Annotated in this window: 15 protein-coding genes and 1 pseudogene; 10 read left to right on the top strand and 6 right to left on the bottom strand. The window is 68.5% G+C overall.

Annotated features, from left to right (window positions below; genetic code table 11):
* Window positions 1–63: 63 nt before the first annotated feature.
* The gene (locus AOP72_RS10305; protein ID WP_062135958.1) at window positions 64–402 is read left to right on the top strand and encodes a hypothetical protein; all 339 of its coding nucleotides are present in this window, start codon (window positions 64–66) and stop codon (window positions 400–402) included.
* Between the two features lie 130 nt (window positions 403–532).
* Here the strand turns inward: AOP72_RS10305 and AOP72_RS10300 are convergent.
* Both AOP72_RS10300 and AOP72_RS10295 read right to left on the bottom strand, forming a co-directional pair.
* Window positions 533–1123, bottom strand: a pseudogene (locus AOP72_RS10300) (class I SAM-dependent methyltransferase); the annotation flags it as partial.
* Window positions 1124–1242: 119 nt separating this feature from the next.
* Window positions 1243–2172 carry a pseudouridine synthase gene (locus AOP72_RS10295; RefSeq protein WP_062135956.1) on the bottom strand — a complete coding sequence of 310 codons (930 nt, stop codon included), beginning with the start codon at window positions 2170–2172 and terminating at the stop codon, window positions 1243–1245.
* Window positions 2173–2287: 115 nt separating this feature from the next.
* On the opposite strand from AOP72_RS10295, the gene AOP72_RS10290 reads away from it, so the two are divergent.
* On the top strand, window positions 2288–2923 hold the full coding sequence (locus tag AOP72_RS10290; RefSeq protein ID WP_084631917.1) for a TMEM175 family protein: 636 nt from the start codon (window positions 2288–2290) through the stop codon (window positions 2921–2923).
* 45 nt (window positions 2924–2968) lie between these two features.
* Window positions 2969–4318 carry an alpha-amylase family glycosyl hydrolase gene (locus AOP72_RS10285; RefSeq protein ID WP_062137169.1) on the top strand — a complete coding sequence of 450 codons (1350 nt, stop codon included), beginning with the start codon at window positions 2969–2971 and terminating at the stop codon, window positions 4316–4318.
* A gap of 30 nt (window positions 4319–4348) precedes the next feature.
* Here AOP72_RS10285 and AOP72_RS10280 read toward each other — a convergent pair whose 3' ends face one another.
* Window positions 4349–4852, bottom strand: a complete 504-nt coding sequence (locus AOP72_RS10280; protein WP_062135955.1) for a hypothetical protein — start codon at window positions 4850–4852, stop codon at window positions 4349–4351.
* A gap of 103 nt (window positions 4853–4955) precedes the next feature.
* Here AOP72_RS10280 and AOP72_RS10275 point away from each other — a divergent pair, with 103 nt between their 5' ends.
* Both AOP72_RS10275 and AOP72_RS10270 read left to right on the top strand, forming a co-directional pair.
* Window positions 4956–6065 carry a magnesium and cobalt transport protein CorA gene (locus AOP72_RS10275; RefSeq protein ID WP_062137166.1) on the top strand — a complete coding sequence of 370 codons (1110 nt, stop codon included), beginning with the start codon at window positions 4956–4958 and terminating at the stop codon, window positions 6063–6065.
* Window positions 6066–6159: 94 nt separating this feature from the next.
* Entirely contained in the window at window positions 6160–6663 is a 504-nt protein-coding gene (locus AOP72_RS10270; RefSeq protein ID WP_062135953.1) for a toxin-antitoxin system HicB family antitoxin, read from the top strand.
* 16 nt (window positions 6664–6679) lie between these two features.
* On the opposite strand, the gene AOP72_RS10265 is transcribed toward AOP72_RS10270, so the two are convergent.
* Window positions 6680–7219, bottom strand: coding sequence for a CGNR zinc finger domain-containing protein (locus AOP72_RS10265; protein WP_062135950.1), 540 nt, complete (start codon window positions 7217–7219; stop codon window positions 6680–6682).
* 38 nt (window positions 7220–7257) lie between these two features.
* Between AOP72_RS10265 and AOP72_RS10260 the strand changes: the two genes are divergently transcribed.
* Both AOP72_RS10260 and AOP72_RS10255 read left to right on the top strand, forming a co-directional pair.
* Window positions 7258–8256 (top strand): EamA family transporter, encoded by a 999-nt coding sequence (locus tag AOP72_RS10260; protein ID WP_238581659.1) that lies wholly within the window; start codon window positions 7258–7260, stop codon window positions 8254–8256.
* A gap of 20 nt (window positions 8257–8276) precedes the next feature.
* Window positions 8277–8996 (top strand): class I SAM-dependent methyltransferase, encoded by a 720-nt coding sequence (locus AOP72_RS10255; RefSeq protein ID WP_062135944.1) that lies wholly within the window; start codon window positions 8277–8279, stop codon window positions 8994–8996.
* Between the two features lie 116 nt (window positions 8997–9112).
* Here the strand turns inward: AOP72_RS10255 and AOP72_RS10250 are convergent, their stop codons facing one another.
* Both AOP72_RS10250 and AOP72_RS10245 read right to left on the bottom strand, forming a co-directional pair.
* Window positions 9113–9457, bottom strand: coding sequence for a DUF952 domain-containing protein (locus AOP72_RS10250; protein WP_062135941.1), 345 nt, complete (start codon window positions 9455–9457; stop codon window positions 9113–9115).
* A gap of 92 nt (window positions 9458–9549) precedes the next feature.
* On the bottom strand, window positions 9550–10032 hold the full coding sequence (locus AOP72_RS10245; RefSeq protein ID WP_062135937.1) for an SRPBCC family protein: 483 nt from the start codon (window positions 10030–10032) through the stop codon (window positions 9550–9552).
* A 181-nt stretch (window positions 10033–10213) separates the two neighbouring features.
* Here AOP72_RS10245 and typA point away from each other — a divergent pair, with 181 nt between their 5' ends.
* The 3 genes from typA to AOP72_RS10230 all read left to right on the top strand — a co-directional run bounded on the left by typA (window position 10214) and on the right by AOP72_RS10230 (window position 15112).
* On the top strand, window positions 10214–12115 hold the full coding sequence (gene typA, locus AOP72_RS10240; protein ID WP_062135933.1) for a translational GTPase TypA: 1902 nt from the start codon (window positions 10214–10216) through the stop codon (window positions 12113–12115).
* A 131-nt stretch (window positions 12116–12246) separates the two neighbouring features.
* A complete protein-coding gene (locus tag AOP72_RS10235) occupies window positions 12247–12597 on the top strand; it encodes a hypothetical protein (protein WP_062135930.1) in 351 nt (116 codons plus the stop codon).
* Window positions 12584–15112, top strand: a complete 2529-nt coding sequence (locus AOP72_RS10230; protein WP_062135927.1) for a VanW family protein — start codon at window positions 12584–12586, stop codon at window positions 15110–15112. The genes AOP72_RS10235 and AOP72_RS10230 overlap by 14 nt, the downstream gene beginning before the upstream one ends.
* Window positions 15113–15175 lie beyond the last annotated feature (63 nt).

Below are 15175 nucleotides of genomic sequence, written 5' to 3'. Positions count from 1 at the left end.
TCTTGGATCGGGACACTTGGCTTTCGCTACCCTGCTTGCTCGGAGATCTGAAAGGGGAGCCGGATGTCGCCATCAGAGTTCTCTGCGTCCATCGATGAGCGGGCCCAGATGATTCTCGGTGCTGGTTGGGAGACAGGTGGCGTCGAGGAGATCGATGACAACTCGTACATGTGCCCTCGTCCCTCCGGGGATGACCGGGTGATGGTGACCGTGCTCTGGGCGACGCAGGACAGTGCGGATGTCGGTGCGGGCGGAGGATCGGTGATCTCTGGCGGTGAGGTCAATGGTTGGGGCCTTCCGAGTGAGGTCGGGACCTTGGACGACGTCGTAGCGACCCTTGGCGCAGATGTGCGGAGGTTGCTCGCGCGCAAGCGTCGCCGATGGTGGCAGTCGCTGTTCTAGCCTCCACTGTGGTGGAGTTCCGCTTCAACGTGTAGCGGCGCTACGCCTCGAGCACGACGAACAGGAACGCCAAGAAGCGCGGGTCGTCACGGTCCTTGAAGAAGTCCGGGAAGCGTTCGATCGCCTCGGGTTAGGGTCCGGGCTCTCCGACGTGCGTGATGCGGAATCCGGCGGCGAGGAATGACTGCAGCATGGTGGAGAGCGAGCGGTCCCAGAACGTCAGGTCGACACTCTCCCCGGCGATGTCGCTCTCGTGGCGGCTGCGCGTCGCGAAGTAGTTGGTCTTGGTGCCGACCTGCCGTGCCGCGAGCCACATCGCGAAGGGGTGCTCGACGGAGAGGACCACGCGTCCTCCTGGCTTCAGCACGCGCCTCATCTCCGCCAAGGGAGACGTCCAGTCCTCGAGGTAGTGCAGCGCCAGCGAGCTCACCACGTCGTCAAACACGTCGTCGTCGAAGGGGAGAGGGTCCGCCAGATCGGCCACCCTCAGGTCCACGTCGGGCCCCAATCGTTCGCGGGCTATATCGATCAGTGCAGGGCTGCCGTCGATGCCGACGGGGGTGGCGCCGCAGTCGACCAGGTCGACGAGGGTGGGACCGGAGCCACACCCCAGGACCAGGACATGCTTGCCAGCCACGTCTCCGAGCAGTTCGCGAATGGCGGGGCGGTTGTAATACTCGTTCAGAAGGCTCGAGTCGTTCTCGGCCGTGTAGGCCTCCGCGACGGCGTCGTATGCGGCAGCGCCACTGTGTCCTGGGCGGGCGTGGGTGAGGTCATCGGCCGACGCTCACAAGGCGAGCGCAGGCGGCCAGCGCGCCTCGCGGGTCGTGAACCGAGTGCCTAGTGAGGGTGCTGGGCATCCGGCCACGCGAGCGGCCGCGCGCTCGAGAAGTCCAGCGGACGGCCATCGATGGGGTCGGTGAAAGCCAGCCGGCGCGCGACGAGCTGCAAGGGCCGCGTGAAGTCGTCCGGGGCGACCTCCACGACGGACGGGTACAGGGAGTCGCCCACGATCGGCATCCCCAGGGCGGACATCTGCACCCGCAGTTGGTGAGTCTTGCCGGTGGTGGGCGTGAGTCGGTAGCGCGCGTACCGGCCACGGACCTCCACCACCTCGACGAGCGTCTCCGCGTTGGGCTCGCCAGGCACGAGCTCGGCCTGCAGGACGCCGCGGCGCTTCTCGATCCGACCCGTGAGCCGGCGGGGAAAGTCCAAGGAGGGCTCGTACGGCGCCAGCGCCTCGTACGTCTTGTGCGCACGGGCGGACTGGAACACCCCCTGATAGGCACCGCGGTACTCACGGCGAGCGGAGAACACCAGCACGCCTGCGGTCAGGCGGTCCAGCCGATGCGCGGGGGCCAACTCGGGCAGGTCCAGCGCCAGTCGCGCCTTCACGAGAGCGGTCTCTTGGACGTGTGCGCCACGCGGCGTGGTGGCCATGAAGTGAGGCTTGTCCACGACGACAAAGCGGTCGTTCACCTCGAGAATCTCGAGGGGGAAGGGCGCCGGCGTCTCCGGCGCGAGCGGGCGATGGAACCACACGAACGTGTGGGGCCGGTAGGCCTCGTCTCCGCCCCACGGGCGCCCGGCCGGATCGACGAATTCGCCCGCCTCCAGCATCTGGTCGACCATGGCCCGCGCGGGCAGCCGAGCCGCGAGGAAGTCGCGCATCGTCGCCCACGGAGCTGGCGCATCGGCCGCGGTGCCGGGCGTGCGTATCCAGGCGGCATCGAGGCCGTGGCGTTGGGGCAGGGGGGATCGGGGTGGCATCAGGCTTGCGTGGTCGGCAAGGGCAGGGGCACGGTCAGCATGCTACGGCTAGAGTCGGCGCGATTGGCCCGTCTGCCGTGACAGCCTCTGCGATGAGGGTGGGATGATGGAACCCATGACAGCACCTTCGCCCCCTGCCGGTGATGCAGAACGTGCGAGGACTGATCGCGATCGCCTGCTGGCCGAGAAGTCTCTGGATCGGCTGGCCGCCTTCAGCGACGCCGTTGTCGCCATCGCCATCACGCTCATCATGCTTCCGCTCGTGGACCGCGCGATGGAGGCGGAGGACGTCGGGGAGTACCTGACATCCAGCGTGCCGGCCTTCGCATCTGCGGCATTGACATTCTTCATCATCGCGGTGTTGTGGCGTTCGCATCACGTGAGGCTCGTTCATGCCACCGCGCTCACGCCCATGGCGATGCGTCTCGAGATGGTGTGGCTGGCCACCATAGTTTTCCTTCCCGTCGCGACCGTGTTCGACGTGATCGACTCCGGCGGCCAGAGCGTGGGTATCGCGATCTATGTGGGGACGCTCCTGCTGTCACGGATCGTCGCACGCCTCCAACACAATGCGCTGGTGCGTGCAGGGCTCACCGACCTTCCTGAGGAAGGGTGGGTTGCTCAATGGCTGGGTTCCCTGCTGCTCGTGGCGGTGCTCGCGCTGGTGCTGCTCATCCCGCAGGTAGGCGCCCTGTGGCTATTGATCCTCCTGATCGAGCCCGTAGGGCGCTCCATCCTCGCGCGCCGCTGAGCGGCTCCAGGACTAGACATGAGCGCCGCGGTGTTGACTCCTCACATGAGCAACGACGGTAACGCAAGCCTTCCGGCGCCTACGGCATCCTCCCTTTGGTGGCAGGTGTATCCGCTGGGCTTCACCGGAGCAGAGAAGGCTGCGACGGTCCACCCCGAACGCGAGCATCGGCTACTCGATCTGATTGAGTGGCTCGACTACGCAGTGGAGCTCGGCGCATCGGGCCTCGCGCTCGGCCCCATCTTCGCCTCCGAGACCCACGGCTACGACACCACCGACTACTTCCACGTCGACCCCCGGCTCGGCACGGACGAGGACTTTGACGCCCTGATCGCGGAGGCCCACCGTCGCGGCCTGCGCGTCCTGCTCGACGGCGTGTTCAACCACGTGGGCAGGTCCTTCGGCCCGTTCCAGGAGGTCCTGGCCAAGGGTCCAGCGGCCGATGCGGGGGCGTGGTTCTCGCTGCAGTGGCCCGAGGGTGCGGGGCCTGGCGACGAGCCCGAGTACCGCGACTTCGAGGGCCACCACCATCTCGTGGCGCTCAATCACGACGAGCCGGCCGTGGCCGACTTCGTGGTCGACGTGATGGACCACTGGCTGGCGCGCGGCGCCGACGGCTGGCGGCTCGACGCGGCCTACGCCGTCCCCTCATCCTTCTGGGGTCAGGTGACGTCTCGCGTCCGACGGCAGCATCCCGACGCCTACTTCGTCGGGGAGTACATCCACGGCGACTACGCCGGTGAGGTCGAGGCGGGCGGCCTCGACTCCGCCACCCAGTACGAACTGTGGAAGGCGGTCTGGAGTTCGCTCAACGACGCGAACTTCTACGAGCTCAGCGCCGCACTCGAGCGACACAACGACTTTCTGGCCACCTACGCCCCGCTCACCTTCATCGGCAACCATGACGTCACCCGCATCGCGAGCCAGCTCACCCATGAGGCGCTCCTGCCGCACGCCATCGTCGTCCTCCTGACGGTCGGCGGTACGCCCTCCATCTACTACGGGGACGAGCAGGGCTACCGGGGCGTCAAAGAGGAGAGGGAAGGGGGAGACGACGAGGTCAGGCCGGTCTTCCCGCCGTCCCCGGATGACCTCTCGCCGCTCGGCCGCCCGATCTTCGCGCTGCACCGCGACCTCATCGGACTCCGCCGGCGGCACCCGTGGCTGCATCGCGCGACGACGGAGGTGCTGCAGCTGTCGAACGAGGTGCTTGCGTACAGGGTCGCGGCCGGCGACGACGCACTGGTGGTGGCGCTCAATCTGTCTCACGAGCCTCAGCAGGTGCCCGCACCGGGCGTCCGCGCGGTCCTTGCTGGCGACGCTGCCATGGACGCCGATGCGGACACGGCGGTGGTCCCGCCGCGCGGCTGGGCCATCCTGGGCGCAGGGGAGTAGCGAGCGCGATTCCGTGGGCGCGCGTCGCGGCTAGTTCGACGGCTGCATGGGCGTGATCTCGACGCTGACGTCGACCACGATCGCCGGGACGGAAACGTCGAAGGTGGTCGAGCCGTCCCAGTCGTCCATGTCGATGCTGCCAATCCACATGCGCGCGAGGATGAGGCTGACGAAGCACACGAGCGCGGTGGCGGACATCGCGGCCCCCAGCATCCGGTTCTGCGGAACTGGCCGGTGCCTGAGACGGCGTGCCAGCACGAGCGCGACGATCGTGATCGCCGCCACGATCGCGTACACGACGGTGCTGGGGCCCGCGGTGATGCTCGCGCACAACGGAGCCGTAGCCTCCGGCGTGCTCCAGGCATCCGGCGATTCACTCACGGTGGGTCCGCCGACGCATCGTCCCGCGCTGTACGTCGTCAAAGCGCCGTAGATCCAGGTGGAGACGACCGTGCCACCGATGAACCATCCCAGCCTCTGCGGCGCCTCGGAGTCCGCAGCGCGGCTGGTCGCTGGGCTGGGCGCTTCGATCACGCGTCCATGATCACCACAACGCCGACGCCCGCTGCCGGGAGTATGGGCCCTGCGGCTACCGTTGTCGCAACGTCTGATGATCGCCGATCCGGAGGAGGCACGCATGAGCAGGGTTCGGGACAGGGCCAGCCGGCTGGCACGCAGGCGGCGCTCCGCCGTGCCCGCGACGGCCGATGCGTCACACGGCTCAGACGTCGGCCTCGCGCGGTTCTTCGCCGACGGCCACGCGAGATCCGCACCCGAGGGCGCCTCGCCTGCAGATGCTAGAGAGTTCGGTGCATCGGCGCCCGGGCAGATGGCGCTGCTGCTCTACCCGGATCCGAGCGCATCGGCCATCCACGACCTGGCCGAGGCGTGGGACCTCCACCCGATCCTGGTCGAAGACCTGCTGCACGCGGGCCAGCGGCCCAAGCTCGAGCGCTACGGGGACGTGCTGTTCCTCGTGGTCCGTTCGGCACACTACGACGACGAGCGCGAAGAGGTCGACCTCGCCGAGTTTCACGTGCTCGTGCGTCCTGGAGCGGCGGCGGTGCTGTGTCAGGACGGCGTGTGGATCGACGGCACGACGGCCGATGCGCTCGCGACTGCCAGCACGGCCGACGCCGAGCGCGTTCTCGGTTCGCTTCTCGACGGCGAACTCCTGCACCTGGGGCCAGAGGCGATCGCCTATCGGCTGCTCGATGCCATTGTCGACGGCTACGCACCCGTGCTGCACGAGGTGGGAATCGACAAGGAGCAGATCGAGCGGCAGGTGTTCAGCGGCGATGCGGCCGTCGCCGAGAGGATCTATCGCCTCACCCAGGAGGTCATCGACGTCCAGCACGCGACCTCGTGGCTCGTCGAGGTGCTGGAGGGACTGCGCGGCGGCTTCCGCAAGCACGACGTGGCCGAGGAGCTCCAGACCTACCTGCAGGACGTCGAGGACCACCTCGACCGCATCGGCTCTCAGATCGCTGAGTACCGTGAGGCCCTGACGCAGATCCTCAGCGTGAACTCCACCCTGGTGGCCGAGCGCCAGAACGAGGACATGAAGAAGATCTCGGGGTGGGCCGCGATCCTGTTCGCGCCCACGCTCGTCGCCGCGATCTACGGCATGAACTTTCAACACATGCCGGAGCTGCATTGGGCGTTCGGCTACCCCCTCGCCCTGGGGGTGATGGTCGGATTCTCGGTCGTCCTGTACCGAGTCTTCAAGGCCAAGCGCTGGATGTGACTCCCCGGTCCCCGGTCCCCGGTGCCCGGTGACGGCTCACGACGTCGGGGCGCCACCACTGGCACTGGTGTCACAGCGGTGTCATGATGACACCATGGACCTCGCACATTACTCCGCCCAGTTGCGTCAGCAGTTGGAGGCCTCCGCGGCCGCCGGCACTCCGAAGGTGCGCGAGGCCGCCGCTCAGCTCGCGACGGCGCTCGACCCAGCCGTCCGTCTCGCGATCGTGGAGGCGCTTGCCGAAGCCGCCAGCGAGATCTCACGAGAGATCGAGCCGGGCGGTGTCGACCTGCGCGTACGGGGCAAGGACGTCCGCTTCGTCGTGACAGTGCCGCATGCGGGTCCCGCGGCCGCGGCGGATGCCGTCGCCGGCGCGCAGGCGGAGGTCGCGAGCCTCGCGGGCGACCCGGCCTCGCGCACCACGCTGCGGATCCCCGACTCGCTGAAGGAGCGAGCCGAGGCGGCGGCGGCAGCCGAGGGCATCTCGCTCAATTCGTGGCTGGTGCGGGCGGTGTCTCTGCACCTCGAGCCGAGTGCGCAGTCCCGCCGGGGCCGCGCCGGAGCCCGCATGGTCGGATGGGCGGATCAGCCGGACTAGCGAGGGCGGCGCCGAGTCACGACTCCTCGTCGGCCTGACGCGCGCGGTAGGCGGCCTGGGCGGCACGGTTGGTGCACGTCACTGAGCAGTACTTGCGCGATCGGTTGCGCGAAAGATCGAGGACGATGCCGTCGCAGTCCTCCATCTCGCACCGTCCGAAGCGGCTCATCTCGTCGGCTCGGATCACGTCGATCATCGCCATCGCCGTCTCCACGAGAATCCGCTCGTGCAGGGGCCGGTCGTCTGAGGTGGCGTGGATGTGCCAATCGACGTCTCCGTGCTTCACCAGCTGAGGCAGCGCGGACTGCTCGGCGAGGATCGAGTTCACGAGCGGCACCGCCTCGTCCCTGCTCGCGGTGAACAGTCCGCGCAGCCGAGTGCGGATGCCACGCACCAACTCGAGGTCGCCCGGAGCCGCGGGGGGACCGGTGTACCCGAAGTCGACCAGAAACGCGTCGAGCGCCTCCGCCGTCACCAGGGTGTCGGGCTCCAGCTCCGAGTTCGCGAGGAAGGCCGCAGACTCGAGAGCCTCGATGGTGTCATGTGCGAACGGCATGTTGACACATTATCAAACGACCGCTAGCGTCATGAGTCATGACCGTTATGACTCATGACCTCACGCGCGAGCGGCTGACCGCCGGACTGGGCTTCGCGATGCTCTCCGCGGCGTCGTTCGGCCTGTCCGGTTCTCTCGCCAGGGGCCTTCTCGATGTGGGGTGGTCCGCCGGAGCGGCCACTCTCGTGCGGGTGGCGATCGCCGCTGCGGTGCTGCTGGTGCCCGCGATCATTGCCGTGCGCGGTCGGGGACACCTGGTGCGTCGCGGGTGGAAGGTCATCGTGGCCTACGGCGTCTTCGCCGTCGCCGGCGCGCAGTTGTTCTACTTCCTCGCTGTCGGATACCTCGACGTCAGCGTGGCACTCCTCATCGAATACACCGCGCCGGTCGCGGTGGTGCTGTGGATGTGGCTGCGCCACGGCCACCGCCCCACCCCACTGACCGTCGGGGGAGCCGCCATCGCGGCCTTCGGTCTCGCCATGCTGCTCAACGTGTTCGGCGGCGGGCAGATCTCGCTGGTCGGCGTGCTGTGGGCACTCGGTGCGATGGTCGGGGCGTCGGTCTACTTCGTCATCAGTGGCGATGAGAACAACGGGCTGCCACCGATCACGCTCGCGGCCGGCGGCCTCCTCGTGGCGCTCGTGGTGCTGGGCGCGGCGGGCCTGTCGGGCGTGCTCCCCATGCACTTTTCGACCGGCACCGTCAGCTTCGTTCCATTCGACGCCCCGTGGTGGAGCGTCATGATCGCCCTGGGAGTCATCACGGCTGCGGTCGCGTACGTGAGCGGCATCGCCGCCACCCGCCGGCTGGGCGCGCGGTTGGGGTCGTTCGTGGCCCTCACCGAAGTGATGGCGGCCACGGCGTTCGCCTGGCTGCTCCTCGGCCAGGCACCCGCACCCATCCAGGCAGGCGGGGCGCTGCTCATCCTCGCCGGCGTCATCGTCGTCAAGCTCGGCGAACGTCCAGCACCGACCGTCGCCGAGTCCTTCACCGACGAGCCTGCGCTCACTGACCCGCAGGCGCCGGTCCCCGTCTGAGCGTTCTCTAGGCTTGTCACATGAGCCAAGCGACATCCTTCGGTGCGGCAGCGGGGGACTACGAGCAGGGCAGGCCCGGCTATCCGGCCGATGCGGTGGCATGGCTTCTCGGTGCCTCCCCAGGGCGCGTGCTCGACCTGGGAGCAGGCACCGGCAAGCTCACTGCATTGGTCGCGGACGTCGCGGCCGAGGTGGTGGCGGTCGACCCGGACGTCGCCATGCTCGAGACCCTCACCCGATCGCTTCCTGACGTCTCCACGGCCGTCGGTCAGGCCGAGCAGATCCCACTTCGTGATGCCTCGGTGGACGCGGTGCTGCTGGGCCAGGCCTGGCACTGGGTCGACGTCGCGGCGGCGTCCGCTGAGATCGCGAGGGTGCTACGCCCCGGAGGCACGCTCGGACTGATCTGGAACATCCGCGACAGCCGCGAACCGTGGGTTGCGGGCCTAGGCGTTGCGATGCACGGTTCCGCGGCGGAGTCGCTGATCGAGGGCGAGGGGCCGCGTGTCGCCGCACCATTCTCCGGCCTCGACACGCGCAGGTGGGAGTGGGCGCGGACCATGAGCGCCGACGACGTGCGTGCGATGGTGCGCTCTCGCAGCTACTACATCACCGGGGACGCGGAGTTCCGAGCGTGCGTGGACCGCGACGTGGAAGCGGTGCTGACCGGACTGCCGAGCCGCGAGGGCGAGGTCTCGCTCCCGTACGTCACGCACGCGTTCCGCGCGCACCGCCCGTGACGTCGCCGGCGTCCGCATCCCCGCATCGGCCGCCGCCCTCCGCACGTGTCGATATCCGAGCGATGACGGAGCGCGCACCGTACAGGAATCGACACGTGCCGTGAGGGAGCGGAGGACTACCAGGCGAAGTCGCCATCCTCGAAGCCGGCGGGCCGTGCCTCGACCACCCATGCGGGCCTGATGGCGCCGTAGATGTGCGGGAACAACTCGCCCGCCCCGCCGTCCTCCTCGCGGATCTCCACGCCGTCGGCGCGGACGGCCGACGGGTCGATCACCAGCACCACGAGGTCTTCCGGGTCGTCTCCATGGACATAGGCGGCGACACGCGCGACCTGGTGCGGGTGGGAGGCGTGGATGAACCCCACGTCGGCGAGCGTGTGCCCGCGCGTGGAGATCTCGTAGGCGCCGGTGCGCTCAGCGGCCTCCCAGTCGGAGCGGTGGGCGATGTGGAGCAGTGGCATCGCACCAGTGAAGCACGCTCCTTCCTCGGTTCCCGTGGCTTACCGACGGCGGGCCCCATGAGGGACCCGCCGTCGGCACTGGGTGGGGACTGCTAGATCTGGGGATCGTTGGTGGCGCCGGCGCCACCGCGGATGTCGCCGCGGAAGCCGCCCTCCTCGACGCCGCGCTCCTCGATGAACGTCTTGAAGCTCTTGAGGTCGCCCTTCACCATGGCGTCGTCGACCTGCAGCGCCGCGCCAGCGGACTCGACGAACCCTTCGGGGTCCCAGTCCAGCGTGAGGGTGATCGTGGTGACCTCGGGGCCTGCGGACCTGAACTCGACCCGCCCGCCCTGCTTGAGTTCGCCGATGCTGTGCCACGCGAGGTGGTCGTCGGCGACCTGGGAGGTGATCTCAGCGTCGAACTCGCGCTGCACGCCGGCGATCCTGGTCACCCAGTGGGTGCGGCTGTCATCGATCTGCGTCACGGACTCGACCCCGGACATGAAGTGGGGGAAGGACTCCAACTGGGTCCACTGGTTGTACGCGGTGCTGAGCGGGACGTTGACGTCGATCGTGCTCTGTGCAGTGGTCATGGTGTACCTCCTGGAGGTGGCCTGCCGCGAAGGCGGAGCGCCCTCGCCATCTCGACAACGTGACGGGTGCACCGATTTATTCGCTCCTCCACCTCAAACGGCTGTTCCTCCCGTCTGCCGCTAGACTGGACCGTCGGCGCGCCTGAGCGCCGCCACCCCTTCCTACGAAAAGAGTCCCCGTATGCCCGTGCGCTCCGACCTGCGCAATGTCGCGATCGTCGCCCACGTCGACCACGGCAAGACCACCCTCGTTGACGGCATGCTCGTCCAGGGTGGTGCCTATGGCGACCACGCTCACGTCGAAGACCGCGCGATGGACTCCGGTGATCTCGAGCGCGAAAAGGGCATCACGATCCTCGCGAAGAACACCGCGATCCGCTATCTCGGCGAGGCCTCCGAGCCCGGCGGCGTCACCATCAACGTGATCGACACCCCTGGTCACGCTGACTTCGGCGGCGAGGTGGAGCGCGGACTGTCCATGGTCGACGGCGTCGTGCTGCTCGTGGACGCGTCCGAGGGTCCGCTGCCTCAGACGCGCTTCGTGCTGCGCAAGGCCCTCGCGGCCCACCTGCCGGTGATCATCGTCGTCAACAAGGTCGACCGTCCCGATGCGCGCATCAGCGCCGTCGTCGAAGAGACTCACGACCTGCTGCTGGGCCTCGCCTCTGATCTTCACGACGACGTTCCCGACCTCGACATCGATGCGCTGCTCTCGGTGCCGGTGGTCTACGCGTCCGCCAAGGCCGGCCGTGCCTCGCTGAACCAGCCCGAGGACGGCGGAATGCCGGACTCCGACAACCTCGAGCCGCTGTTCCACACGATCATGGAGCGCATCCCGGGACCGAGCTACGAGGACGACTCGCCGCTGCAGGCGCACGTCACCAACCTCGACGCGTCGCCGTTCCTGGGCCGTCTTGCGCTGCTGCGCATCTTCAACGGCACGCTGCGCAAGGGCCAGACGGTGGCGTGGGCCCGTGCCGACGGGTCGCTCACGAGCGTGAAGATCACGGAGCTGCTCGAGACCAAGGGCCTTGACCGCGTGCCCGCCGAGTCCGCCAAGCAGGGCGACATCGTCGCCGTGGCAGGCATTGCCGACATCACCATCGGCGAGACCCTGACGGACCTCGACGACCCGCGCCCGCTGCCGCGGATCACCGTGGACGAGCCCGCGATCTCGATGACCATCGGCATCAACACGTCGCCGCTGTCCGGCCGCGTGAAGGGCGCCAAGGTGACCGCCCGGCAGGTCAAGGACCGCCTCGACAAGGAGCTGGTCGGCAACGTGTCGCTGCGCGTGCTCCCCACCGAGCGCCCCGATGCCTGGGAGGTCCAGGGGCGTGGAGAGCTCGCTCTCGCGATCCTCGTCGAGCAGATGCGACGCGAGGGCTTCGAGCTCACCGTCGGCAAGCCGCAGGTCGTCACCAAGAAGGTCGATGGCAAGGTCCACGAGCCGATGGAGCACATGACCATCGACGTGCCCGAGGAGCACCTGGGCGCCGTGACGCAGTTCCTGGCCGCACGCAAGGGTCGCATGGAGTCGATGTCGAACCACGGCACCGGCTGGGTGCGCATGGAGTTCATCGTTCCCGCCCGTGGCCTCATCGGATTCCGCTCGACGTTCCTCACGGAGACGCGCGGCACCGGCATCGCCTCGTCGATCGCTCACGGCTATGCGCCGTGGAACGGCGCGATCGACTTCCGCACCAACGGCTCGCTCGTCGCGGACCGCACCGGCGTCGTCACGTCGAACGCGCTCATGCTCCTGCAGAACCGCGGCACGTTCTTCGTCAAGCCCACCGAAGAGGTCTACGAAGGCATGGTCGTCGGCGAGAACGCTCGCGGCGAGGACATGGACGTGAACATCACCAAGGAGAAGAAGCTCAACAACATCCGGTCCGCGACCGGGGACGAACTCGAGCGCCTGTCGCCTCCGCGCGTGCTGACCCTCGAGGAGTCGCTCGAGTTCGCAGGCGAGGACGAATGCGTCGAGGTGACTCCTGAGAACGTCCGCATCCGCAAGGTGATTCTGGACCAGACGGAGCGCGCCCGCGCCACGTCGCGCGCCAAGCGTCTCGACGGCTAGGGGAAGCCGGGCGCCAGGGCGCCCTGGCACATCACGAGATGCGGCCGATGCGGGGGCGACCAGGTATCGGATTCGTCACGTCTGGCCCGGGTGCCCCGGTCATGTCGTGGCGACCACCTATCCTGGGACGCATGAAGGATGTGCTCGGGTTCGCGGTGCTGCTGTTCGGCGGCGTCATCACCGCCAGTGTGGGGGCGGTGGCCCATCGTGGCTTCCCGCCGCTCGGCGTGGTGCTGTGCGTGATGATGGTGGCGCTGGGTGCGGTGTTCGCACGCACCTGGCTGGGATGGGCCGGTCTTGGTCTGTTCGCGGGCGCGTGGATGACCATGACGTTCGTCTGGGCATTGGAAGGACCGGGGGGTTCCGTGTTGATTGTTCAAGATGCACTCGGTATCGGGTGGCTCGCAGGCGGCGCGATCGCGATCGTGGCTGCTTCCGTCATGCCGTCGCGGCTGCTGGTGGGTGCACATGGCCCGCGGTAAGGACCACGCACGCAAGCTGGAAGAGGAGCAGGCTCGCAGGCGTCGGAACTCCGTTGCGCACCGTTCGCTGAGGCGACGCGCCGAGAAGGGCACCGGCGCTCGCTCCGCATCCGCGACGCCGACGTCCGATGCTCCGATCGCGGATGCGCCGTTCGCAGACGAGGCCGACGCGACCGATGCACCGCTGACCGCGGAGACACCCGTGTCCCCCGCGGCGTCGCCGGACGGCGACCCGACTGCTCTGTCTGGTGACGCGGCTCTGTCGAATGACGCGGCACTGTCGGATGATGCGGCTGATGCCGACGACTCTGCCGTTGTCGCCGACGCGCCCGTCGTCGAGCGTGTCCCCACCAGCGAGTTGACGGCCCCGGTGTGGCTCGCGGAGGGAGAGGCGGCAGACGCAGGCGACGACGCTGACGCGCCCGCTGATGAGCCGGCCCACGCACCCGCACAGAGCGACGAGCACCCCGGTGCGTCGGACGCGACGGACTCCGAGACGGAGGACGTGGATGCTGGGCCCCTGGCCGCATCGGACGGTGACGCTGGCATCGACGCGTGGCGGCCCGAGAGTGAGGAGCGCGCCACCGCGCCCGAGCGGGCGTCGGTCTTCTCGCCGCCGTCGGAGTCGCCTGAATCATCGGTGTCGGCAGCATCGCCGGAGCCGGAGGGCGACCAGACCGCTGTATTGCCCCCCGTAGACGACACGGCCGTGATGGCGCCGATGGGCGACGACAGCCCTGCCCCCGGCCACGAGCCCCGTGCCGCGACGATCCCGCCGGGGCAAGGCGAGCCGCATCCCGAGTCCTCAGATAGCGACGGACACGTGACGCGGCGCAAGAAGAGGCGCACCGCATGGGTCCTGCCGCTCGCGCTGGTCGCCATCGCAGTGCTCTACGTCGGCGCCCAGGCGCTGCTGTCGAACACGGTGCCACGGGGCACCGAGGTGCTGGGCCTCGAGATCGGCGGGATGTCCACCACCGAGGCGACTGGAGCGGTGGGCGACACCGCCGCCGCGCTCGAGGCTGAGGACCTGGAGCTGCGTGCTGTCGAGGAGTCCTTTGCGCTGCCCGCCTCTGACGCGGGACTGTCGGTTGACGTCGACACCACGATCGCCCAAGTCACCGGCTTCACCGTGATGCCCGACCGTCTGTGGGCGCACATCGCCGGCGGCGGGCCGCTCACGCCGGTGACCGACGTCGACCAGGAGGCGCTCGCGGAAGCGCTGGAAAGCGCGGCCGTCCAGCTCGACGGGCCCGCACAGGACGCCGGAGTGACCGTTGCTGACGGGTCGGTCGGGGTCGTCCCCGGGCGATCGTCTGTCACGATCGATCAGGAGGAGTCCGCGGCGCGCCTGGCGCAAGCGTGGCCCGCCACGCAGGCCATCGACCTGATCGCCGAGACCGAGCCCCCGACGATCACGGACGAGGACGCCGCCGCGTTCGCCGCCGAGCTCGAGACCGAGACGTTCGCGGCCCCCATCACCCTGGTGGGTGAGGACGCCGAGGCGACGATCGAGCCCGCCACGATCGCCTCCACCTCGACCGTCGAGGCCGGTCCGTCCGGGCTCGAGCTGGTGGTGGATGGCACGGCGCTGGCGGCGCAGATCATCGAGGCCAACCCCGACCTCACGACGGAGGGCGAGAACGCGTCGGTGTCCTTCGACGACAGCCACGACATCGTGATCGACGAGGGCTCGCCCGGCATCACCATCGACGGGGAGGCGTTGGGCGAAGCCGTCGTCGCGGCTGCGGGAAGCGCAGACCGGCTCGCCGACCTCCCGTACACAGCGGCGGACCCCGAGGTGAGCGCCGAGGACCTGGGGCTTGCCGACTTCGCCGAGATCATCAGCTCCTTCGACACGCCTCTCACGGCCGAGCCCATCCGCACCCAGAACCTGCGTGTCGCTGCGGCCGATGTCGAGGGCGTGATCGTCAAGCCGGGTGACACCTTCGACCTCACCGAGGTGCTGTCGCCGATCAACGAGGAAGAGGGCTACCGGCCCGCGCACGTGATCGTCAACGGCATCCTGACGAACGGCATGGGAGGCGGTCTCTCGCAGATGGCGACCACGACGTACAACGCCGGGTACTTCGCGGGTTTCGAGATCCTCGACCACCGTCCGCACTCGGTGTGGTTCACCCGATACCCGGCCGGTCGCGAGTCGACGATCTACACGGGTTCGATCAACGTCGAGTTCCGGAACAACACTCCGTACGCCGCCGTCTTCAACAGCTACATCGCTGGCGGTCGGCTGCACGTCGACGTGTGGTCGACGGAGCACTTCGAGGTCTCGACCTCGGCGAGCCCCAAGCGCAACGTCAAGCAGCCGGGCGTCAAGGAGGTCACCAGCGCAAACTGCGAGGCCAAAGGCCCGGGCCAGCCGGGATTCACGATCACGAACACCCGCACCGTCTCGCTCGACGGCGAAGTGGTGGAGGAGACCTCCGACACGTGGACCTACAAGCCGGACGACGCCATCGAGTGCGTGAGCGACGACGATGAAGACGACGAGTGATCACGCTGGGGCGAGTGGACGCACGCGCGTGCTCGGACCCCGTGTGCGCGCCGCTATGATGAA

It is taken from the genome of Demequina aestuarii, assembly GCF_000975095.1.
In the GTDB taxonomy this organism is placed as follows: domain Bacteria; phylum Actinomycetota; class Actinomycetes; order Actinomycetales; family Demequinaceae; genus Demequina; species Demequina aestuarii.
The sequence above is the reverse complement of the archived record's forward strand: the minus strand, read 5'-3'. Positions and strand labels throughout refer to the sequence as shown.

What these genes read in the sequence shown, in the direction of transcription:
- AOP72_RS10305 (WP_062135958.1), top strand. Translation starts at nt 64, where the DNA reads ATGTCGCCATCAGAGTTCTCTGCGTCCATCGATGAGCGGGCCCAGATG.
- AOP72_RS10295 (WP_062135956.1), bottom strand. Translation starts at nt 2,172, where the DNA reads ATGCCACCCCGATCCCCCCTGCCCCAACGCCACGGCCTCGATGCCGCC.
- AOP72_RS10290 (WP_084631917.1), top strand. Translation starts at nt 2,288, where the DNA reads ATGACAGCACCTTCGCCCCCTGCCGGTGATGCAGAACGTGCGAGGACT.
- AOP72_RS10285 (WP_062137169.1), top strand. Translation starts at nt 2,969, where the DNA reads ATGAGCAACGACGGTAACGCAAGCCTTCCGGCGCCTACGGCATCCTCC.
- AOP72_RS10275 (WP_062137166.1), top strand. Translation starts at nt 4,956, where the DNA reads ATGAGCAGGGTTCGGGACAGGGCCAGCCGGCTGGCACGCAGGCGGCGC.
- AOP72_RS10270 (WP_062135953.1), top strand. Translation starts at nt 6,160, where the DNA reads ATGGACCTCGCACATTACTCCGCCCAGTTGCGTCAGCAGTTGGAGGCC.
- AOP72_RS10265 (WP_062135950.1), bottom strand. Translation starts at nt 7,219, where the DNA reads ATGCCGTTCGCACATGACACCATCGAGGCTCTCGAGTCTGCGGCCTTC.
- AOP72_RS10260 (WP_238581659.1), top strand. Translation starts at nt 7,258, where the DNA reads ATGACCGTTATGACTCATGACCTCACGCGCGAGCGGCTGACCGCCGGA.
- AOP72_RS10255 (WP_062135944.1), top strand. Translation starts at nt 8,277, where the DNA reads ATGAGCCAAGCGACATCCTTCGGTGCGGCAGCGGGGGACTACGAGCAG.
- AOP72_RS10250 (WP_062135941.1), bottom strand. Translation starts at nt 9,457, where the DNA reads ATGCCACTGCTCCACATCGCCCACCGCTCCGACTGGGAGGCCGCTGAG.
- AOP72_RS10245 (WP_062135937.1), bottom strand. Translation starts at nt 10,032, where the DNA reads ATGACCACTGCACAGAGCACGATCGACGTCAACGTCCCGCTCAGCACC.
- typA (WP_062135933.1), top strand. Translation starts at nt 10,214, where the DNA reads ATGCCCGTGCGCTCCGACCTGCGCAATGTCGCGATCGTCGCCCACGTC.
- AOP72_RS10235 (WP_062135930.1), top strand. Translation starts at nt 12,247, where the DNA reads ATGAAGGATGTGCTCGGGTTCGCGGTGCTGCTGTTCGGCGGCGTCATC.
- AOP72_RS10230 (WP_062135927.1), top strand. Translation starts at nt 12,584, where the DNA reads ATGGCCCGCGGTAAGGACCACGCACGCAAGCTGGAAGAGGAGCAGGCT.